The following is a 22450-nucleotide window of genomic DNA, read 5'->3' on the forward strand; positions in this document are numbered from 1 at the left end:
TTTATCGAGTTCGATATGAAACGGTCGTCACTCGTTTGTAATCAACCCCTCATTCTCGGTAATTACTTTTCACTTTTTGATTACCTAACAACATGAACAGGAGATAATGAAAAATCAAAATTTACAAGGCAGATAAGCGATTTACGGGTGTAGATGCTCTATGGAATCGTGTATCCTCTGAAGTTAGCGATAGAACACAACAAGCAGACGCAATTATATGAATATTGGTTTAATTATTGCCTTAGTAGCCATTCTTTTGGTGTTGGTATTGGGCTACAACATCATGCTTCAGTACAAAGTTAAGGTCGAAACAGCGAAGAAACAGGAATCTTCTCGTTATTTAACCATTATCGATGGAACGGAAGAACTGATTGGTAACGCGCATCACATGCCGTTTAGCCAAGACCTATTAGTGTGCTTAAACACACGCATCCTAGATTCGCTTGAAAACATGTATGAGTTGGATCCTAAAAACAAGCAACTAGCCCAACGCATCGAGAGCGTGAAACAGCAGATCACTCAGCTTAAAGAGAACTATCAGGGTGGTGAAAGTACCGCTTTCCGCGTCCCAAGCAGCGACAAGCAAGCCATCATGATGCTTAAATTAGTCAAGCGTCTACGCGACACAATTCGCAGCGAACACAACAAGGGGCGTTTTGAAACTCAAGCGTACGTCGCAGAGAATGCTCGCCTCGAAACAATTCAAATTCGCATCAACATCGAAAACGTCATTAAACGTGCTAACGACTCCATTGCTCGCGGCCAACCTGGTACAGCCATTCAACTACTGCGCAAAGGTATCGACGCACTGACCACGAAAAATGACCCATATTCAAATCAGGCTCGTGAGAAGTTACAAGAGATGCTGAACGACCTTGATCAAAAACGCCAAGATCGCAACGCCCAAGAACTTCAACAGATGGAGTCCAAAGAACGCGAAGACGATATGGATGCGCTATTTGGACAAAAGAAGAAGTGGTAATTCATCTCATCTAATACAACTCCCCTTAAGGCTGCCTCACCGCAGCCTTTTTTACACCAAGAAAGCCCCTCCTAACCTTAATGTTCCTGTGGTAATATCTCGTTTTTCCAAAACTACTCAAGCTCTAGCATGTATCAAGAACTATTAGCTCCTATTCATTCCTTTCTAAAAGCCGAAACGCCAGACTCTTGGATTGATGAAGCCAAGAAACCAGAAAACCTGCATATCATTTTGCGTGATCACATGCTGTGTGAGCTGAAAGCCGCTCAGAGTGCCCTATTTCTGATTCGTAAGTATGCGGTTGATAAAGAGAGTGCTATCCAGCTAAATGAGTGGATTAAACCATATGAAGAGTTTGCTTATCGTCGTAAAGGAGATTTGGAATCGCTGCGTGGTAAGAGTAATGCATCAAAGCAGATCACAGCTAAAGAAGGTTGTGTTTATGGCGACGATCTTATCGACAAAATGGTACTACTTATCAAGGAGGAACTGCACCACTTTTATCAAGTGATGGAGCTCATGGAGAAGAAAGGCGTCACATATCAACCGATCGAAGCTGGCCGTTATGCCAAAGGGTTAATTAAGCATGTGAAAACCTATGAGCCCGATGCGTTGGTCGATAAGTTGATTATCGGTGCGTTTATTGAAGCGCGTTCGTGTGAACGATTCGCCAAGCTTGCGCCGTACCTAGAAGAAGATATAGAAAAGTTCTATGTTTCTCTGCTTCGCTCAGAGGCTCGTCACTATCAAGATTATCTAGAACTTGCAGAACAAATTGCAGGTAAGGATATTTCCGAGCGTGTGGCTCATTTCGCACGTGTCGAAGCCGATCTCATTACATCAGAAGACAGCGACTTTAAATTCCATAGTGGAGCTCCAGCTATCGCTGCATAGTGCCTCTAACTGGCTGATATAGAAAAGGCTCGCGGATGCGAGCCTTTTGTTAACGATTCTCTATAGAGTTCCTTTTTTCCCAGCTTTGATATCAGCTACATCTGGTAACCTATCGAGTAATTCATAGTACTTACCCGCAACACTACTAATATCACCGTCAACATAAGCTTTAATAAGATCAACATCTTTCAGCCATAGCTCTTTATCAGCATCAGATGCCGCAACATATCCCGCGTGAACGTTGTCTACAGCGAACATCATTGAATCATTAAAGTTATTGATAATCAGCAACATAGCGTCAACATAAGTGCCGTATACTTTTACTACGTCGTGTACAGTTCCACCTTTATACTGAACAGTTCCAGCTTCCGAATCATAAACAAGATCACCTGAACTGATATTTGTATTAAGGAAGTTATTGAACGATCTCTCGAAAGTATCCACATTTGACGCCAAGTCTGCATCAATCGTTACTTTCATAGAGTGAATCAATGGAGCATCCAACAACAGAACTGGGCTATGATAAGAAGCTGGTAGGTCCGTTCTAAAACTTCCCCAAGCCGTGTCGATGCTATTCGCGATTTTCGCTAATTCAACGCGGTCATAGCCATCAAGATATACTTTTAACGCATAACCATCTGTTGTTACAAGTTGACTCGCGTATTGATAAGCCAATTTGTTGGACTTAGTCGCCACATAAGTTTCGCCATCAATAACAAATTCAACTTTATCCCCGGCAATCAAACCATAACGATCCTGCTGCTTAGTGAACACATCTAACTGTGCTTTTCCAAGAGACTTCACCGTATAATCATCAGACTGCATTTGGCTAACACCCATATTAAGTATCAAATCACCAATACGTTGTCTGCTTCTGCTTGATATATCAAAGAACTCCTCAATGCCTCGCGGTAATGGTGACAATGACTCCATTCGCTCGGTTACATGCAATTGCACTTCAACGCCTTTCAGATTGTTATAAGCATCACCTTTGGCATCGACTAATGCGACAGGTGTGTTTAAGCCTTCGTTAGAAATAATGTTAGAAATGATATTCTCATACTGCTCCTGTACACCAGGAAGGTCTAATAGCGAAGCAAAACTCACTTCGTCAGTATCTCGAGTTGAGAAACGACGCGCCAAGAAGTAACTTGCAAGCGCTTTATCAGGCCAACTACCAAGTACTGAAACCGCATTAGACCAAGGGTAATCCGGATTAAAGCTACCAATAGAGTTCAAGAAGCGGCCGTTTTTGGTTTCGGCTACGGCTGAATAACCTTTATTCGAATCTTCGATAAACTCAGCCGTTTTTTCATCAAAACAGCTCGCGTCAATCAGATCGAAATTGGCAGGCAATAAGTGAGAATTATTGTTAAGTAGCTGACCAAATGAGATGACTTTTTGCGCACCGGTTTTGTTTTCAATAACACATTGATGCTCTGGAGTTGCTAATACATCCAAAAAGTAAGCTGCTGCTTTCATTCCGCCATCGGCATAATCGCAGAACCAATAGTTTCCTTCGGCACCCGGTGCTTTACAGTAGGTGTCATTGGAAGCTATTCGCATTAAGAAGTCGCCCGGCTTATCCGTAGAAGAGGTTAAACCCAAGTTATTGTATAGATCATCAATGCGTTCTAGATCTTCCATCTTGTCACGAATTGATGTCATTTCGCGATAGCGACGGATAATGTAACTTGAATAATCCGACGTGAATAAACCGTTGGTGCTGTATTCTGCAAGGTTACGACGGTCATAGCTATCTAAGTAGCTCTGCCACTCGTATGCTACGATCTCATTAAGGCTGGTACCTTCATCAAAACGGTTACAGTCACTGTTAAGAGAGACGTTACCATCGGTACAGAAGCCGTAGCTCTTACGCTCGATATTATGAACATTATCTAAGTAATAAAGTACGCCATATCGAGTTTTTTCATAATCTTCAGGATCATCACTTAACGCAGCAATATCGAAGCGGCTAAAGTCACAGTTGTAAAGAGACTTACCGGCTTGATCACCTGATAACGTCATAATTTCACTACACACCATCAATGAGTCATTATCCACATTGTTGCCAAAACGGTTGGCAAAACCTTGTTGATACGTCTGTAGAGCAGCGAGATATTGTTGATAAGCGGCTTTCTCTTCATCAGTGCCTTCGTCACCTGGGTTTGCAACCGCTGCAGGCATTGGAGATGAAGAGTCTTGAATGGTCTCCACTTTACGCCCATAGCCAAATTTGAACGCGGCAATATCATATAGACCCCATGTTGGCGTTTCATCAAGCATGCTTGGGGCGTAGTCCATCGTAGAGCTATATGCTGGAATGTTATTTAACCCAAGGGCGTGAGCCTGTTCCAAGGTGTAGTAATTTTCCTTGTCGTTAGAACCCTTAAAGTTATGACGTAGACCAACGTTATGACCTAGTTCATGAACAAGTGTATTGCTGTAAGTCGCAACAGTTATTGCATCAGCAGCTTCTTGTTGAAGATCTTTTGGTAAGTATTTCCAGCGTCTAAGTTCGCGTGACGTTTCTATGCCATTATCATCTACCTTAATGTTGAAATAACGATCATCATCGAACTTAAGATTATCAAGCATCGCTTTGCTCGTTGAAGAGACCCAAGACGCTTCAATTGGGTATACATTATTTTCAGACCAGAATGCCAAACGATTCTCTTCAGCGGCTACGACATCTTCAAAGTCCATATTGTCACTGAAGTTCTTAGTAAGAATGGTCGGCCCTTGTGACGGAGTTCGGTCACCGGTGAGTTCTTCTTTTGTTAAAGCTGGCGCAACATCATCAACTTGAGGTAGCTTCGACATTGCCGCCATGGTCGATAGCTGTTGAATACGGCTTTCTACTTCAGTAACCGCTGGCGCTGCACCCTCTTCAGTAGGCAATGCAGGTAAGCCGTTCATCGACAACTGGTTTCGGTTGTAAAAGCGCGCTAGATTATCCCAGTAATAAGGCACACCTGTTCTGGCCACACCTGCATATTGGTTAACATGTGCTTTAATGATTTCACCTGTCACTGGGTTAGCCACTGAAGGGCCATAGCCAAGAAGACCATTCGCTAGGGGCTCATCAACCAAGTTAATGATGTTATAGCGCAGATCGCCTGGGTGGATGCCTGCAGGTGCCGTTGAGTTGACGATTTCAATCGCTGGTTTACCGGCATCATTACCAAACAAAGACAGCGCCTTGTTCATTTTATTGATGGTTTGTATGGTCGAATCTAAGAAGAGCTTATTTTTTTCTTCGAAGAAGTTATCCGTCAGATAGTATTTGATGGTGCCGTTGTCTGGGTTAAATCGATTCAAATAAACGACGTCACGATCATACTTGTTGGTGATCGGGTTTAGCTTTTTCGTTTGTGTGGTAAAGAAACCAATATCATTTTCATCGCCAACCGGGTACATCACAGGTTGGTAGTTGTCTGAAGCAACAACGCTTTCATGAACCAGTGAATAGTAAAAACGCGCTTTGAATGCACCGTCAACTAAGGCTTCTTCTAAGCTAGATTTGGTTGAAAAATTAATGTAATCAGAAAGGTTCTCCAAATCAATTTGGAAAGTGCGTTCTAACTCAAAATTGAGAATACCATTCTCAGGATCGAAATCCCAAGAAGTGACCTTTGCGGTCCCTTGCTCGGTAATTCCATCCTTTAAACCATAAAGGTCTTCCCAGTTAAACTCAGATACAATCAACTCTTCCGGTTTTGGAGTGAAGTGAGTTTTCTTACGATAGTCTAAACTTTTATCTTCGTTGATCTCTTCTGTGTTAGTACAATCGTCATACGCATCTTCCTTACAGCGATAAGCCGCAAAATCACCCGGAATTTCTAGCACTTGAGCGAAGTTAACAAGATCATCACTGCCGACAATATCTTGCTCTGTACAGTAGTTGTTTTCATCTTTTGGTAATGAAGACTCGGGATAATTCTTATCAAACGCACGAACCTCTAAACCAGTCTTAGTGAAACAGAGCTCTACATAGCGTCCCATACCTTGTAGGAACGGAAATTGGTTTAAAGCGAATCGTGGAGCGGCACCTGTCGTTGGGACATAAAACCATCGACCATCCTTAAGGTCTTTTACTGCTATTTCCTTGGCATCTCGCTCTTGCAGCTCGTATGCTTGATCATCAGCACCACACCCAGCCAAAATAGCCGTGATTGCGGAACTCAATGCAATTTTTTTAAAGTCCATATTGAATCCTTTTATTATTTTTCTTTCCTTAGAAGGAGAATGTTATATCTGCTGTGTAAGAGGCTTTGTCTGCATCGAATAGATCGATATTGCCCAAAGTGCCTCGCTCTGCATCTGCATATGCGCCTGACGTTGCGGCTGTAAGCGTAAATGACCAATTGTCGTTAAAGTCATACGCTCCATAGATAGAACCTCCATAATCAACCGAGTCACGTCTAGTCCCTTGGTAACTGATGGTATTTCCGCCTAAGGCGTCAACTCCCAAAGTTAATTGTTCCCAGCTATAACTCGCACCCGTAAATAGTGAGTACGTCCATTCAGTCAGAGACTTCCCACCATAAGTTTCATATTGATGAAAATTCTTTCTCAGGCGAGGTGATATATTGAAACTCACTCCCCAATGTTCGAAGCTGACTGGAATAGCTATTCTGAATGCGGTTTGTAATTTATCGTTACGCGACGCTTCAGAGGTGGGAATAGTAAACTGCCCACTTACACCTATCTTTCCACTTTCCCCAAACTCATATAACTTCGAATGACTTAGCCCTATTACCGAATCCGTTGCGTAGGTCCCTACTTCATCGTCTAGTGCTCGATATCCACCTGAAGATATATATGCTTTTGTGTTTTCGGAGAGTGTATATTTCAGTGTGCCATCCCATGAAAAGCTTCGTGCTGCACGATAGTCATCTTTGTTGTATATATTCGTTGAATAACCAGCGGTAACGGATCCGCTAATATTACAAGTTATACAAGATGCATCGTTTTCATTTTGTGTTGATTCAGCTTTATCGTTAATATTATCAACACTATTAACTTCTTCTGCGTAAACAGATAAAGTAAACATTGTGCCTAACAATATTGCGATCGGCTTCACCTTCCACTTAATTGTGTTATGCATGCTTTTTAACTTCCATGAATGTTAAGTTCAATCATTGAACTTTTTAAAATAATCCATCAAATTTTAGGTGAATAAATACCTCAATATTTATCACTAAATATCGATAGACTTTTTAGCAACAGAAATCTTGCTGCCAAATTACTTTACAATTGAATTACAAATTTTCTTTGTATTATTTTGTACAGAATTGTATTAATGCTATTTTCCCTTTATGCGCTTCCTGCGACTAGGGTGTGTTATTGGTATGGCTGACAGTAGTTTCTTCGTATACTCATTTTTAGGATTGCTATACAGTTCGATAGCAGAACCATATTCCACAATTTTTCCGAAATACATAACAGCAACTTCATCAGATACCTGTTTAACCACAGAGAGATCATGGGAAATAAAAATGATTGCGAGGTTCATCTCTTTTTGTAAGCTCAAAAGCAAATTAATAATTTGTGCTTGAACCGACACATCGAGTGCTGAGACAGACTCATCACAAATAAGTAACTTTGGTTTTAATGCGATCGCCCTAGCGATTCCGATACGTTGACGCTGCCCGCCAGAAAACTCATGAGGGTAACGGTCGACCGATTCTCTGGCTAATCCGACTTTATCCAACAATTCTAATACCCACTGCTTGCGCTCGTTGTGAGTACCTACATTATGGATAATATAGGGCTCCTCCAAAATCATCCCTATCGTATGCCGTTGATTAAGCGACTCCATTGGATCTTGAAAGACAATCTGCATCTCTTTACGAAGTGATCTCATCTGTTTGGTGTTCCAACGCGTGATATCCTTCCCTTCAAAAAAAATGCGCCCGGATGTTGGCTCAAACAACTTTAATATTGTTCGTCCCAATGTACTTTTTCCGCACCCAGATTCCCCAACCAGTCCCAAAGTTTGCCCTTGGTGCAAAGAAAAAGAGACACCATCTACAGCTTTGATCACATAACCTTTTGAGAACAGCCTTTTTCCGGAGATAAAGTGCTGAGTGAGATTCTCAATTCGTAATACTTCTGACATTTAGCTACCCCTTAAACTCTGGGAACAACGAAGCATCAATAGGTTTGATCTCTATCTGTTGTTTGGGTGGATGATCTAAGCTTGGCATCAAACCCAGCAAGCGCTTTGTATAAGGGTGTTTCGGGTAGTCAAACAGGTCGAATACATCTGCATACTCAACAATGCGTCCACCGTACATGACTGCCACGTCATCACATACCTCTGCAACAACACCTAAATCGTGAGTTATAAACAGCATTGCCATGCCAGTTTCTTGTTGCAGCTCTCTCATCAACTCCAAAATAGAGGCTTGAACCGTTACGTCTAAAGCGGTAGTTGGTTCATCACAAATCAACACGTCTGGCTTACATGCGAGAGCCATGGCTATCATTACGCGCTGTCTCATACCTCCAGATAGGTTATGAGGGTATTCATCGATACGTTTCTCCGGCATTGGAATCTTGACCTTTTCCAACATCTTGATCGCATATTCTCGTCTATCCGCTTTTTTCAACTCAGGTCGATGAAGTGACAACACCTCCATTAGCTGTTTACCGATACTATGTACCGGATTCAGTGCCGTCATAGGGTCTTGAAAAATAATAGAGATCGAGTTACCACGCATTTCATACATAGAGTCTGGTCGTAAGGTAACGAGGTTCTGATTGTTATAAAGGATCTCCCCACCAACAACCTGACCATAAGGCTTAGGAAGCAGTCCCATAATCGACATCGATGTAACACTTTTACCACAACCAGATTCCCCAACTAGACCTAGAGTTTTGCCTTTTTTTACTTTAAAGCTAACACCATGAAGTACCTGTACCACTCCTGAGTCAGTATCGAAAGTGACTTCTAGATCTTTGACTTCCAACACGACATCGCAATTGGGGGCTTGTTTATATTCCTGATTCATAGAAACTTCCGTCACAACTTAAAACGGTCATCAACAAATGAAACCGGAGTATAGGTTTTATCTGACTTCATCGACGCTTGCGTCTCTTTCTTCAGTGAAGGATCAATCCAGAAGCTACCAATATCCATTGGGTGGAATATAGACTCTGTCTGCTTAGTCATTGGATTCTGCGGATATTGGACCCAACGCCAATGCGCAGCGCGTGAGTACGGCACCATATAACCCGGAACAATGATATTTGCTTGCGTAACGTAATCTTGGATCTGATGAGAGAGTTGATAACGTTTGTCTTGGTCGAACTCAGCATCATAAGCTTCTATCAATTTATCCAACTCAGGGCTGCTGTAGTTAGTATGTGCATTGGTCTGCGGTTTGTTGGCATTATCTGAGTGTAAATACTCCCAGTAAGACGGGATTTCACCCGAGCCCATATTTTGGAAAGCCAATTGATGTTTTTTCTCTAGGATGTATTTAAACGCCGATGATCCATCGACCAAATTAAGCGTAAAGTCCAGACCTGCTAACTTGGCTTGCTCTCGAAGAAAGGCAATTCTTGGTGTCCATGCGTTGTACCCATAAGTGATGGCAAATGAAAGTCTCTGCCCCTGTTTATTAATACGGATACCATCAGGACCTAGGGTATCAAAGCCCGCTTTTGCAAAGTGCTCAGCCGCTAACTGAGGGTCAAACTCAGGCGCTTTATTAGTCGGCTTATCGTATTGCCCATGCCCGAATCCCAGCCCGTGTGGTTTACGAGAGTAGTCACCGCGCATGATATTTTTAATCATTCCATCATAATTGGTAGCATGCATAATGCCCTTGCGAACATTAATGTCATCAAGTAATGGCTGCGCAGTGTTGATCCACAAGCCGCCGGCTCCTTGCGGCACTTGATTGAATCCCCAAAACTTCTGAATATAACCGTCTTTAAAAGCTTGTGAATCAGATTTTCCATGCCAATACTCTGGGAGGACTAAGTCAAAATAATCTAATTTACCTTTTTCAAAATGCTTCAGAGCGATATCAAAATCACGAATAACCGTAATACGCACCTTATCGACATTGTAGCGATTCTGATAATAACGATTTGAGTAGCCCCACCACTTTTCGCCGACGTGTTTGAAGGTAACGCTCTTACCTTTTTTAACTTTATCTAGGTAATACGGTCCCGCTGTTGGTTCGCTCTTGAAGTTATATTTGCGAACAAAATTGTCGACCATACCGTCATTGTTTGTATCTTTTTCACCCGTAAAGTAGTGTTTTGGTCTTGGTTGAAATCCGTTACTTGGCATGTTGATCAATACCATCAGGGCATCTTGGCTCTGTTCAACAGCTGTTTCTACGGCGATGGTGTACTCATCTACTTTGATCACATCAACAATGGATGTTGAGAAAAAATCGTTGTACCAAGGGTCGACGATATCTTTAGAGCGATAATAAGTAAGCATGAAAAGATAGTCGTCTGCCGTTATTTTCTCTCCATCAGACCATGTAGCATTTGGGTCAAGTTTAAAATAGACCGTTTTGTTATCTTCAGAAAATGCCCAATCAGTCGCCAACTGCGGGATCCACTTGCCCGTATTTGGGTGTCTCTGGGCGAGCTTTGGCGCACCGTCCATAAAGTAGTGACGTAACCCTGAATTTGCGTCAGGTCCAACACTGCGCAAAGTTTGGGGGAAACTGGCCATGAATGTACGTAAGGTGCCGCCACGTATCGCGTCTTGTGAGGCGAAAAGTGGTTCGTTGTTATTGGACAACCACTCCAAACCCTGTGGCAGAGAAGTGGTTTGTGATAGAACCGACGTTGATAAAGCCGCCATCAAAGTCGAAATACATATTGAGACTGTTCTATTCATAATTACATCCTGTTAATTGGATACTTCCTGTAAATATCTGAATTATGCTTATACGTAGCGCGTGAACTTTTTGGGGTCAAATGCCGAGCGTATCGCTTCACCTATAAATGTCACCATGACCAGAACCGCAACGATGGCCCCGACAACTGAAGTCACAATCCAAGGGGCGTCTAAGTTTGATTTCCCTTGCTGTAGCAATTCTCCCCAACTCGGTGTAGGAGGCATTAAGCCAAGCCCTAAATAGTCTAACGCGGTTAGTGCTGTGATATTCGCGGCAATGGTAAATGGCGCTAAAGTCACTATCATAACCATAGTATTGGGTAAGATATGATGCACCAGAATACGTGTTGTAGAAGCGCCTAGTGCTCGTGCTGCCATCACATATTCACGAGCAGACTCTTTATAAGTCATTGTTCTCATATACCAGGTGATGCCCATCCAGCCGAATAAAACATTAATTGCGACAAACAAGGTAAACGTCGGTTGAGTTATCGAGACTAAGATCATAATGACGTAGAGAAATGGTACCATTGACCAAATCTCTATGAGCCTTTGAACAAACAAATCAAACTTGCCACCAAAGAAGCCCATACAACAACCTACCACAGTACCAATCGCATAAGAGATAGCCATAGTCATCAAGGCAAATCCCATCGCTATACGAAAGCCATAAACTAAACGCGCCAGAATATCTCGCCCTATCGCGTCAGTACCTAAATAATGTTGGCTATCAATACTTGGAGCTAATGGTGGGAAGTCCCCAGAAAAGTCCTGCTCATATGGGTTCCAAGGTACGATAGGCATGATGACAAAGTTACCCTCTCCTTCATCCGCAAAAATCTGTTTTAGATCTCTATAATTTACCTCACTCGTATAACTCAACCCGAAATCTGTCCCTAGTCGAACATCTGAAACAACCGGGAACGACCACTCACCTTTGTAGTGAACGAGTAGTGCTTTGCTGTTAATAAAAAACTCAGCGAAGATAGAAAAAACAAGTAGTAAACTCAAAATCAATAGAGACCAATATCCACGCTTTATCTCTTTAAAATGTTTAATTTTTTTCTGTGTCAGTGGGGTTAGTCTCATCATGCTCCAAACCTCACTCTTGGGTCGACTACGGCAACACAAAGATCAGATACAATATTGCCAATCATTAACATCGCAGCATTTATAGCGACGATACCCATTACAACAGGATAATCACGTTCCATTATGGATTCGTAGCCTAGCAAGCCGATACCATCGATATTAAAAATAACTTCAATCAAGAAAGAGCCTGACATAAAGAACAATAATGAGTTACCAAAATGACTCGCTATCGGAATTAAGCTGTTTTGTAATGCATGTTTTTTAACCGCTTGCTTAAATGGTAACCCCTTCGCTATAGCTGTTCTAATATAGTCAGCAGATAGATTTTCCATAAGGTTGTTTTTCATTGTCATCGTGAGAGTTGCAAAGTCACCAATCAAATAACAAATAAGCGGTAGTACAGCATGCCACATGATGTCTTTAACTTGATCTAGCCAACTTTCATAGTCCTCAAAATCGTCCCCGACGAATCCTCCCATTGGAAACCAATCAAGGTTATAGGCGAACAGTGTAATTAGAAAAACGCCAACAACATACCCGGGTAAAGCGTAACCAATAAATATTAAAATCGAAGACGTAGAATCAAATACTGAGCCATGTTTGATCGCTTTATAATAGCCAAGCGGAATTGATATAAAGTAACTAATAAAGAATGTCATGCCTCCATAAAACAACGAGATTGGTAAACGTTCAGCAATCATGTCACTCACAGGTTCGTAATATCGAGTTGATTCACCAAAATCTAATACGACTATCTTAGATAGCCAATCAACATAAGACTCTAATATAGGCTTGTCTAATCCATAGAACGCATTGAGTTCTGCAATCTGGTCATCTGATAATGATGAATTATTACCCGCAACACTGACCGCCGCACTGTCTGTTCCTGAATGCATCTTTGACAACATTCTTTCCACCGGACCACCTGGGACGAATCGAGTGATGGCAAATATCAAGATTGTTATTCCTATAAATGTTGGAATAATAAGTAAAAAACGCCTCAATATATAAGTTAACAATTGGAAATACTCCGTACCAATTTTTTACATTTAAACCGCATCTTGTAAGTCTTTACCAACTCATACACTGATCCGATGAGATTTCAGTTCCGTAAACTCTAATCCATAAGAATATTGAATTGAACAGTGACATCCAATTAACGTTAAAAATAATCGACTCAAATCATATTATTATAGTTAATTTAAGAAAATAGTTGTGTAAAACCCAAATATGTGTCGGTTTATTTGTTCAACAATGAGGCTAAGTGAATATAAAATAGAAGGGGAGTGCTAATAACTATATATTTTAAAAGGAGATTTATAGATTGGAGTTTTTTAGTGATTACTACTAACAGGTACACAGTTTAAACGTTTGCTAATTTAATTAAACAAGAAAACTGTGTACCTACAGAATAATTAGTTGTTCTTCAAATGTAACAATTCATTATTAATGTTCTTTAACACTTCAGCAGGATCAGCAGCTTGTGTGATTGGACGGCCAATAACTAAGTAGTCAGAACCTGATTGAATTGCTTTAGTCGGCGTCATAATACGTTTTTGATCACCAACTTCTGCGCCTACAGGACGAATACCAGGAGTAACGAGTTTAAACTCCTGACCTAATTCACTCTTCAGTAAAGACGCTTCTTGTGCAGAACAAACAACGCCGTCTAAACCTGCATTTTTAGTTAAGTTAGCCAGTCGCATAACCTGCGTCTGAGGCTCAATATCAAGACCAATACCCGCTAGATCTTGCTGTTCCATGCTTGTCAGTACAGTGACTCCAATCAGCAATGGACGGTCTTTACCATAAGGCTCAAGGATCTCGCGTGATGCCGTCATCATTCGCTCGCCACCACCAGCATGAACGTTCACCATCCAAACTCCCATTTCCGCAGCTGCTCGTACAGCCTTAGAACATGTGTTTGGAATATCGTGGAATTTCAAATCTAAGAAAACCGAAAAACCGCGCTTGTGCAGCTCACGTACAAATTCTGGTCCAAATAGAGTAAACATCTCTTTACCTACTTTTAGGCGACAAGATGCCGGATCAATTCGGTCGACGAAGGCCAAAGCATCAGCTTGGTTGTCGTAATCCAGGGCTACAATGATTTTTTGATCGTTCATTTCATCTCCTAACGCAGTTTATTGTTTTAAATTTTTCTCATAAAAATGCAGCCCGAAAGCTGCACTATATAATTTGGTCTAACATTGACCATTAATTTACTCACCATCAAGGCCACGGATCGGCTTGATCGTCCCCCATCCCTTACACGAAGGACAATGCCAATATAGAGAGTGGGTAGAAAAGCCACACTTCCTACAACGATAATGAGGCTTCATTTTTAGTTGTTCACCAACCATAGACTGTAAAGTGGTCAAGCTATTTTTAGCCCGCCCCTCTTCTGCTTCTGCAATATGATAATCAATCAATCGATGGAAGCCCTTCATCGTTGGGTTTTTAAGAAGTTGTTTGGTCAAAAGCTCTTGTGCTGAGCCAATATCTTCATGTTGTGCAACTAACTGTGCCAACATTAACTCCGCAGACACGCCTGCTTTTTTCTGTATACAAATTTTAAGGAATTCGACAAGCTGAGCTTCCTGTCCCAAGTGGTGATAACAGTCAGCTAAAGTTGGTAATACTTCGCTGATAAAGTCGATATCCTGGTCAATAACAGACTCGAGGTACTCTATTGCTTTATTGTACTCTTCGCTTGCCAGATGAATTTTCGACAGCGCAATACTGGCTCTGACGCATTTCGGGTCTTCAGTGAGTGCTTTCTTAAAATGTTGTATCGCTTTGGATTGATTGCCTTCCGCTTGCTCTTGCATTGCTAGCTCACACCAAAAATGAGCAACTGTTGCACGCATCTTAAGCTTCTTGCTGCTGATTTTGATTAGCACATTACCGTGTTGAATGGCTTTGTTCCATTCGCGAGTTTGTTGATAGATAGAAACCAGTTGTTGAAGTGCACTCTCTTTATGGTCTGGCTCATCGACGAGTTGCTCAAAGATTTTTTCTGCTCGGTCTAAAAAGCCCGATACCATATAGTCTTTTGCGAGTTGCTGAAGTGCGAGATTTTTTTGGTCGATTGTAAGACCAGAACGAGAGATAAGATTTTGGTGGATACGAATAGCGCGATCCACTTCGCCTCGAGAACGAAACAGATTGCCTAACGCGAGATGTGTATCAATCGTTTCGTTATCAACTTGAAGCAGTTCAATAAAGTGGTCAACCGCTTTATCCGACTGATCTGACAAAAGTAGGTTCAGACCTGTCACATACTGACGAGATATCTGATGAGATTGCTTTTGCTTTTCTTGCTGAGCATTACGATTACCCATGTACCAGCCGTAAGCGGCGGCAATGGGTAACAGTAAGAACAGTAACTCTAACATTCAGTATTAGCCTTTCTCAGCTATCAAGCTTTTGATTCTACAGCGACTTGCTTTGATTGCTTGTTTAGCTTTTTCTTTAAACGGTGGATCTGTAGCTGAGATTTCATGTGCATGCTACCAAACACAATCCATGCTAGAACAAAACCCGATACAAACACTGCACCAAGTAATGTTGATAGGTGGAAGTCACCTTGGGCAAGCAGGTAATTGAAATTCACGATAGTTTGGTTTTGAGAGCCTAAAGCCAGTGCAATTAGGAAAAGTGCAATAACAGCGACTATTTTTATAATTTTCATATTCATCACTCATTGGTTAATTAGCAGTACGATTATGCAGGAAAATTACTTATCAGACCACCATATTATGGTCATAAAAAAGCGGCATACATTGTAGTATGCCGCTTTTTAAAATTCCGATAAGTAATCTACATTCCTGTATTTACTCGTTCGCGTAGCTCTTTACCAGGTTTGAAGTGAGGAACGTATTTGCCGTCTAACTCAACTTTGTCACCGGTTTTTGGATTACGGCCAACGCGAGGCTCACGGTAATGTAGCGAGAAGCTACCAAAACCACGAATTTCGATTCGATCACCACTTTCCAATGTTGAAGCCATGTGCTCTAAAATGTCTTTTACAGCGTCTTCAATTTCTTTTGCAGAAAGATGCGTTTGCTCAGCGCATAGTCTTTCAATTAATTCAGACTTAGTCATAGTTTCCCTCGTTGGTTTTCTTTTTAGAAATTATAGACCTATCGGAAAAATAAGCAAAAAAAAAGGGACCCTAAGGCCCCTTTCTTAGCGAAAAATTAAATTATTCGCCTTTAGCAGCTTTGAATGCATCTGCCATTGCGTTACCGAACGCGCCTTCGTCAGACTTGTTCAGTGAAGCCATTGCTTCTTGCTCTTCAGCTTCATCTTTAGCTTTGATAGATAGGTTGATTACGCGGTTCTTACGGTCAACACCTGTGAACTTCGCTTCAACGCTGTCACCAACGCTTAGGATTAGAGACGCATCTTCAACGCGGTCACGAGAAACTTCAGAAGCACGGATGTAACCTTCTACGCCTTCAACAAGCTCGATAGTTGCACCTTTCGCGTCTACTGCAGTTACAGTACCGTTTACTAGAACGCCTTTCTTGTTGTCAGCAACGTATGCGTTGAACGGGTCGTTTTCCATTTGCTTAACGCCAAGAGAAATACGCTCACGCTCTGCATCTACTGCAAGAACAACTGCTGAGATTTCGTCGCCTTTCTTGTACTCACGTACAGCTTCTTCACCAGCAACATTCCAAGAAATGTCAGATAGGTGTACTAGACCGTCGATACCGCCTTCAAGACCGATGAAGATACCAAAGTCAGTGATAGACTTGATCTTACCAGTAACTTTGTCGCCCTTAGCTTGCATTTCTGCAAATGACTGCCATGGGTTAGCTTTACACTGTTTCAGACCTAGAGAGATACGACGACGTTCTTCGTCGATATCAAGAACCATAACCTCAACTTCGTCGCCAACATTAACAACTTTAGATGGGTGGATGTTCTTGTTAGTCCAATCCATTTCAGAAACGTGTACTAGACCTTCAACGCCTTCTTCGATTTCAACGAAGCAGCCGTAGTCAGTTAGGTTAGTAACACGACCAGAAAGCTTGTGACCTTCTGGGTAACGCTTAGCGATTGCTACCCATGGATCTTCGCCTAGTTGCTTAAGACCTAGTGATACGCGAGTACGCTCACGGTCGAACTTAAGAACTTTAACTAGGATTTCGTCACCAACGTTAACGATCTCAGATGGGTGCTTAACGCGCTTCCAAGCCATATCTGTGATATGTAGAAGACCGTCAACACCGCCAAGGTCAACGAATGCACCGTAGTCAGTAAGGTTCTTAACGATACCTTTAACTTCAGTACCTTCTTGTAGAGTTTCAAGAAGTTCGTCACGCTCAACGCTGTTCTCAGATTCGATAACAGCACGACGAGAAACAACAACGTTGTTACGCTTCTGGTCTAGCTTGATTACTTTGAACTCTAGCTCTTTGTTTTCTAGGTGAGCAGTGTCACGGATAGGACGTACGTCTACTAGAGAACCTGGAAGGAAAGCACGGATACCGTTTAGTTCAACAGTGAAACCGCCTTTAACTTTACCGTTGATGATACCAACAACAGTTTCAGCTTCTTCGCAAGCTTTCTCAAGAACGATCCAAGCTTCGTGACGCTTAGCTTTCTCACGAGAAAGTTGAGTCTCACCGAAACCGTCTTCAACAGCGTCTAGAGCTACGTCTACTTCAGCGCCAACTTCAACTTCAAGTTCGCCAGCAGCGTTCTTGAACTGTTCAGCAGGGATAGCAGATTCAGACTTAAGACCAGCGTCAACAAGAACGAAACCGTTCTCGATAGCTACTACAGTACCTTTAACGATGCTGCCTTGTTGGAATTCTGTTTCGTTTAGAAACTCTTCAAAGAGTTGAGCAAAAGATTCAGTCATTATTTAATCTTCAATAATTAAACGTCCATGGGTATCCTACCGCATGGGGTTGATAAATTCGCCGGTTATCATCCTTGCAACCAACGTTCTTGCCGGCTCGGTAAAAACTACCCAGCCAGTTTCGATTCAATATAGTGTAGTGCTTTTTCTACGACCTGCTCAATGTTCATTGAGGTGGAGTCAAGCACAAGCGCATCCTCAGCAGGGCGCAGTGGCGCTACTGGGCGATTACGATCTCGGTCGTCTCGCTCTTGGATCTCGCTCAAAAGGTCGTCAAATTTAACATCTAAGCCCTTGCCTTGCAACTGTTTAAGGCGGCGATTCGCACGCTCTTCAGCACTCGCATCAAGGAAAATTTTCGCTTCAGCATTTGGGAATACAACAGTCCCCATATCACGACCGTCCGCAACAAGCCCCGGCGCTGCACTGAATGCACGTTGACGACGCAGCAGTGCTTCTCGTACGCGAGGCAGTGCTGCAACTTTTGAAGCCGCCATGCCTGTCTCCTCTTTACGCAGTTCGCCAGACACATCTTCGCCTTCAAGAATCACTTTTACCAATTCACCCTCAGCAATAAACTGAACATCTAAATGCGTTGCTAGAGGAACTAAAGCGTCTTCAGACTCTGTGTCCACACCGTGATGGATTGCAGCTAGTGCAAGCACGCGATAGATAGCACCCGAGTCTAGTAAGTGAAAACCTAACTTTTCAGCTAGTAACATACATAGGGTACCTTTACCTGCACCGCTTGGGCCATCAACCGTAATCACTGGGCTTTGAGAAGGCATGTTTTACTCCACGTTTCTTCGTAAGTTTTATTCCGCACTCGCATAATACAACTGCGTTAACAGGCGGCATATTATAGAGAAAAATCAGTTTAGGAGCGAGGTAAATCTCACATTAATCCCAGTGCCACCGATATGAAGAAGTATTTATGAGTTTCTTTGATTTGTAGGTAGGTTTGTGGCTATAAAAATGAAAAAGCCTCGCGAATCTGCGAGGCGATAATAAGGCTTAGAGTTGCGTTTTCGAGAGAATACGTTATCCGATGATCGCTCTGACTGCCTCGAGGTCCTCAGGCGTGTCTACACCGGCAGCAGGTGCTTCTGCTGCAATATCTACATGGATTTTCTCTCCATACCACAGCACACGTAGTTGTTCTAGACACTCTATGCGCTCAAGTGTGCTTGGCGCCCAGTTTATGTAGGTGTTAATAAACCCTGCGCGGTATGCATAAATGCCTATGTGCCTTAACAATGGAGATTCTGCACTTGTTCCATTATTAGCGTACGCATCGCGATCCCAAGGAATAGTGGCACGGCTAAAGTAGAGTGCATAACCCTCTTTATCCGTTACCACTTTTACAGCATTAGGATTAAACACTTCATCAACGTGAGTGATCTCTACCCCTAACGTTGCCATTGGCGCTTCACTACCCGCAAGGTTGTTTGCCACTTGGTTGATAATACTCGATGGGATAAGAGGTTCATCGCCCTGCACGTTGACAATGATGTGATCATCCGGGATGTTCATCACTTCAATCACTTCAGCCAAGCGCTCTGTTCCAGACTCGTGTTTAGGAGAAGTCATACAAACATCTGCACCAAATGCTTTCGCGGCCTTTTCAACTCGAACATCGTCAGTCGCAATAATGACTTTATCTGCACCAGCTTTCACTGATTGTTCATAAACCCATTGAATCATTGGTTTGCCGCCTATATCAGCTAACGGCTTTCCGGGTAATCGGCTCGATTGATAACGAGCTGGGATGACAACCGTAAATGACATTATTTGCCCTCGTCCATTGAGATTGTGCGAGCCTCAGGCTCAAGAAGCACAGGAATACCCTCTTTAATTGGGTATGCAAGGCGATCAAGTTTACAAATCAGTTCTTGCTTATCTTTATCAAAAGTTAATTTACCTTTACACACAGGGCAAGCAACGATTTCAAGTAGACGGTGATCCATAGTATTCCATAACCTCTTTAATTTTTTGCATAACTTTGTTTTGTGATGCTTGGTCAAATTGCGCAGAAACAGGCAGATACCACCAATTATCTTGCGCGTAACCTTCACATTTCACTGCATCTTTTTCTGTCATTATGATGTTCTCGCCCTTTTCAGCAAGGGCGAACAGCTCATCTCTGTCGAAATCTTTATGATCGGCGAAACCTTGAGTATGAATCACGTCAGCACCAAGATCTTCTAACGTTTTGAAAAAACGTGGTGGATGGCCAATTCCTGCAAATGCGACCAGTTTTGTCAGCACTTCTAGTGAAGCCCTTTGTCCCGTCTTCAGATTAACAGCTTGGCTAGGCACCAAAGACATCGCCATTTCATTACATTCCGGCTGCCCACCATTGGTCACTATAAAATCGACTTCGCTTAAACGCGATACGGGTTCGCGTAATGGCCCTAGTGGAATCGCTTGTTCGCTACCAAAGCGACGAACACCATCAACCACTGCAAATTCGATATCTCTTTCCAAAGCGTAATGCTGAAGACCATCATCTGTGACAATAACGTCGACCTGAGATTCTAACAATGCTTTAACCGCATTGGCTCGAATTGGGTCGACAGCGACAGGTGCACCCGTTCTTTTCATAATCAAACGAGGTTCATCGCCACAGTAAGCTGCAGGTGTATCTTTAGATAACACCAGTGGGTAACTCGGCGCTTTTGCGCCATAACCGCGTGAAACAACACCCGGTTTATACCCTTGAGATTGCAGCATCTCAACGAGCCAAACAACCACTGGCGTTTTGCCATTACCACCCGCTGTAATGTTTCCTACAACAATCACTGGTACAGGCGCTCGATAACTCGCTTTCGAGCCTTGTTGATACGCTTGACGACGTCTTTTGCTGATAAGACTAAAGATCAGACTCAATGGCCACAGCAGCGGCCACAGCAGATATTTTAAAGGATGATTCTCAAACCAAATCTTTTCGACCACGGTCAACTCGTCCCTTATTCACCAAATTGAATGCGGTGAAGTTGAGCATAGGCGCCGTCATGTTCAATCAGCTCAGCATGAGCACCACGCTCGACGATATGACCATCGTCTACAACCAGAATCTCATCTGCTTGCTCAATGGTTGATAGTCGGTGCGCAATCACAAGAACAGTTTTATTTTTCTGGAGCTCATCTAGAGCAGATTGAATTGCACGCTCAGACTCTGTATCTAGAGCCGAAGTTGCTTCATCTAAGATAAGCACAGGGGCATCTCTCAATAGTGCTCGTGCAATAGCTAGACGTTGACGTTGACCACCAGACAAACTTGTACCGTTCTCACCGATGACAGTGTCAAAACCATTTTCCATACCCTCGATAAATTCAGTCGCATGAGCCAGTTTTGCTGCGTGTTCGATCTGTTCGCGGGTGTACTTTTCTTCTGCCGCATAAGCGATATTATTCGCTATTGTATCATTGAATAAATGAACATTTTGCGAAACCAATGCAAAGTGCTGACGAAGGTTTTTCAGTTCGTAGTCACGAATGTCATGACCATCAAGCTCGATAGTACCGGAGTCGACATCGTAAAAACGGGTGAAAAGGTTGGCAATGGTACTTTTACCCGAGCCAGAACGCCCAACAAGAGCAACCGTTTTACCTCTAGGGATGGTAAAGCTGACATCTTCGAGAGCTGCCTTTTCTGCGCCTTGATAAGTAAAGGTAATGTCTTTGACTTCAACATCCCCTTTCACAGATTGAGGCTTCAGAGTGCCAGTGTTCTTCTCTGTTTCCAAATCAATTAGACTGAACAGTGTTTGACTCGCTGCCATACCGCGTTGGAATTCTGCTGTCACACCCGTAAGTGCTTTTAAAGGGCGCATTAGACCAAACATTGCTGAGAATACAACGGTAAAAGTACCAGGGGTAAGTTCCGCTTTAATCGAGTCAACGCTTGCCAAGAATAGAACAACTACAATCGCTACCGATGCAATCATTTGAATTATTGGGTTAGCCGCAGCTTGTGCTGTTACCAACTTCATCGTTTGTTGACGCATTTGGTTGCTCACTTTGTCAAAACGCTCTTTTTCCACGTTTTGACCGCCATAAGTTAAAACAACTTTGTGGCCTTTAAGCATCTGTTCAGAAGATGAAGCGACATGCCCCATACTGGTCTGCATGTTTTTCGATATTTTTCTAAATCGCTTAGAAACAACACTGATCGCCCATGCGACCACAGGAGCAACAGCAAATAATACTAATGAAAGCTGCCAACTGTTCCAGAACATCAACACTAATAAGCCGATAATACTCGCGCCCTCACGTACGATACTTACTAGAGCTTTACTGGTTGCAGCAGAGACTTGTTCCGAATCATAAGTAATGCGCGATAACAGCGATCCCGTTTGCTCTTTATCAAAAAAAGAGACGGGCATGTGCATAAAGTGATTGAATATCTTGCGTCGAATTTGCATCACTACATTGCCCGAAACCCAACTCAAACAATAAGTGGCAACAAATCCACTCGTACCACGAATGAACATCATGGCGAAAATAATAAACGGAAGAGTTCGTAAGAAGTCTGATTCTGCGCTACCGAAACCTTCATCAAGCAAAGGCTTCAATAGAGAGATCATGTATGTGTCAGAAACCGCGTTAATAATTAGAGCAACAACCGCAACCGCTAACCCTGATTTGTATAATCGAATATAAGTCCAAAGTCGCTTGAAGGTAGCCCAAGTATTTTCATCTTTTTCTATAGACATGGAATCGCTTA

At 42.5% G+C, this 22450-nt stretch carries 19 protein-coding genes; 2 read left to right on the forward strand and 17 right to left on the reverse strand.

Annotation, left to right across the window (positions count from 1 at the left end; translation table 11 throughout):
• Nucleotides 1–217: 217 nt before the first annotated feature.
• Together AC6I7V_RS08480 and miaE are read left to right on the forward strand one after the other, a co-directional pair.
• Nucleotides 218–982 (forward strand): DNA repair protein, encoded by a 765-nt coding sequence (locus AC6I7V_RS08480; protein ID WP_285403331.1) that lies wholly within the window; start codon nt 218–220, stop codon nt 980–982.
• Between the two features lie 129 nt (nt 983–1111).
• On the forward strand, nt 1112–1876 hold the full coding sequence (gene miaE, locus AC6I7V_RS08485; protein WP_498010676.1) for a tRNA isopentenyl-2-thiomethyl-A-37 hydroxylase MiaE: 765 nt from the start codon (nt 1112–1114) through the stop codon (nt 1874–1876).
• A gap of 60 nt (nt 1877–1936) precedes the next feature.
• On the opposite strand, the gene AC6I7V_RS08490 is transcribed toward miaE, so the two are convergent.
• From AC6I7V_RS08490 to msbA, 17 genes are all read right to left on the reverse strand, one after another.
• Nucleotides 1937–6085: a M66 family metalloprotease gene (locus tag AC6I7V_RS08490; RefSeq protein ID WP_498010677.1), complete on the reverse strand. Its 4149-nt coding sequence runs from the start codon at nt 6083–6085 to the stop codon at nt 1937–1939.
• A 28-nt stretch (nt 6086–6113) separates the two neighbouring features.
• Complete coding sequence (locus AC6I7V_RS08495; protein ID WP_255230408.1) at nt 6114–6986, reverse strand: hypothetical protein; 873 nt, start codon at nt 6984–6986, stop codon at nt 6114–6116.
• A gap of 198 nt (nt 6987–7184) precedes the next feature.
• Nucleotides 7185–8000 carry an ABC transporter ATP-binding protein gene (locus AC6I7V_RS08500; protein WP_261881787.1) on the reverse strand — a complete coding sequence of 272 codons (816 nt, stop codon included), beginning with the start codon at nt 7998–8000 and terminating at the stop codon, nt 7185–7187.
• A 4-nt stretch (nt 8001–8004) separates the two neighbouring features.
• Nucleotides 8005–8895, reverse strand: a complete 891-nt coding sequence (locus tag AC6I7V_RS08505) for an ABC transporter ATP-binding protein (protein WP_498010678.1) — start codon at nt 8893–8895, stop codon at nt 8005–8007.
• An 11-nt stretch (nt 8896–8906) separates the two neighbouring features.
• Entirely contained in the window at nt 8907–10715 is a 1809-nt protein-coding gene (locus AC6I7V_RS08510; RefSeq protein ID WP_498011672.1) for an extracellular solute-binding protein, read from the reverse strand.
• A gap of 84 nt (nt 10716–10799) precedes the next feature.
• A complete protein-coding gene (locus AC6I7V_RS08515; protein ID WP_498010679.1) occupies nt 10800–11843 on the reverse strand; it encodes an ABC transporter permease in 1044 nt (347 codons plus the stop codon).
• Nucleotides 11840–12862 (reverse strand): ABC transporter permease subunit, encoded by a 1023-nt coding sequence (locus AC6I7V_RS08520; RefSeq protein ID WP_261881790.1) that lies wholly within the window; start codon nt 12860–12862, stop codon nt 11840–11842. The genes AC6I7V_RS08515 and AC6I7V_RS08520 overlap by 4 nt, the downstream gene beginning before the upstream one ends.
• 396 nt (nt 12863–13258) lie before the next feature.
• Nucleotides 13259–13969 (reverse strand): orotidine-5'-phosphate decarboxylase, encoded by a 711-nt coding sequence (gene pyrF / locus AC6I7V_RS08525; RefSeq protein WP_255230403.1) that lies wholly within the window; start codon nt 13967–13969, stop codon nt 13259–13261.
• A 96-nt stretch (nt 13970–14065) separates the two neighbouring features.
• Nucleotides 14066–15241, reverse strand: a complete 1176-nt coding sequence (lapB, locus tag AC6I7V_RS08530) for a lipopolysaccharide assembly protein LapB (RefSeq protein WP_498010680.1) — start codon at nt 15239–15241, stop codon at nt 14066–14068.
• 23 nt (nt 15242–15264) lie between these two features.
• Nucleotides 15265–15537: a LapA family protein gene (locus tag AC6I7V_RS08535; protein ID WP_498010681.1), complete on the reverse strand. Its 273-nt coding sequence runs from the start codon at nt 15535–15537 to the stop codon at nt 15265–15267.
• 128 nt (nt 15538–15665) lie between these two features.
• A complete protein-coding gene (gene ihfB / locus AC6I7V_RS08540; protein WP_032552067.1) occupies nt 15666–15950 on the reverse strand; it encodes an integration host factor subunit beta in 285 nt (94 codons plus the stop codon).
• 100 nt (nt 15951–16050) lie between these two features.
• The gene (gene rpsA, locus AC6I7V_RS08545) at nt 16051–17721 is read right to left on the reverse strand and encodes a 30S ribosomal protein S1 (protein ID WP_032552066.1); all 1671 of its coding nucleotides are present in this window, start codon (nt 17719–17721) and stop codon (nt 16051–16053) included.
• A 107-nt stretch (nt 17722–17828) separates the two neighbouring features.
• Nucleotides 17829–18509 (reverse strand): (d)CMP kinase, encoded by a 681-nt coding sequence (gene cmk / locus AC6I7V_RS08550; protein ID WP_255230399.1) that lies wholly within the window; start codon nt 18507–18509, stop codon nt 17829–17831.
• 253 nt (nt 18510–18762) lie between these two features.
• Nucleotides 18763–19509, reverse strand: coding sequence for a 3-deoxy-manno-octulosonate cytidylyltransferase (kdsB, locus tag AC6I7V_RS08555; RefSeq protein WP_498010682.1), 747 nt, complete (start codon nt 19507–19509; stop codon nt 18763–18765).
• Nucleotides 19509–19688, reverse strand: a complete 180-nt coding sequence (locus AC6I7V_RS08560; RefSeq protein WP_032552063.1) for a Trm112 family protein — start codon at nt 19686–19688, stop codon at nt 19509–19511. Before AC6I7V_RS08560 ends, kdsB begins: the two co-directional genes overlap by 1 nt.
• Complete coding sequence (lpxK, locus tag AC6I7V_RS08565; protein WP_498010683.1) at nt 19669–20676, reverse strand: tetraacyldisaccharide 4'-kinase; 1008 nt, start codon at nt 20674–20676, stop codon at nt 19669–19671. Before lpxK ends, AC6I7V_RS08560 begins: the two co-directional genes overlap by 20 nt.
• 14 nt (nt 20677–20690) lie before the next feature.
• Nucleotides 20691–22439 (reverse strand): lipid A ABC transporter ATP-binding protein/permease MsbA, encoded by a 1749-nt coding sequence (gene msbA, locus AC6I7V_RS08570; RefSeq protein WP_498010684.1) that lies wholly within the window; start codon nt 22437–22439, stop codon nt 20691–20693.
• Nucleotides 22440–22450 lie beyond the last annotated feature (11 nt).

The sequence above is a fragment of the Vibrio sp. KUL70 genome, assembly GCF_059725515.1.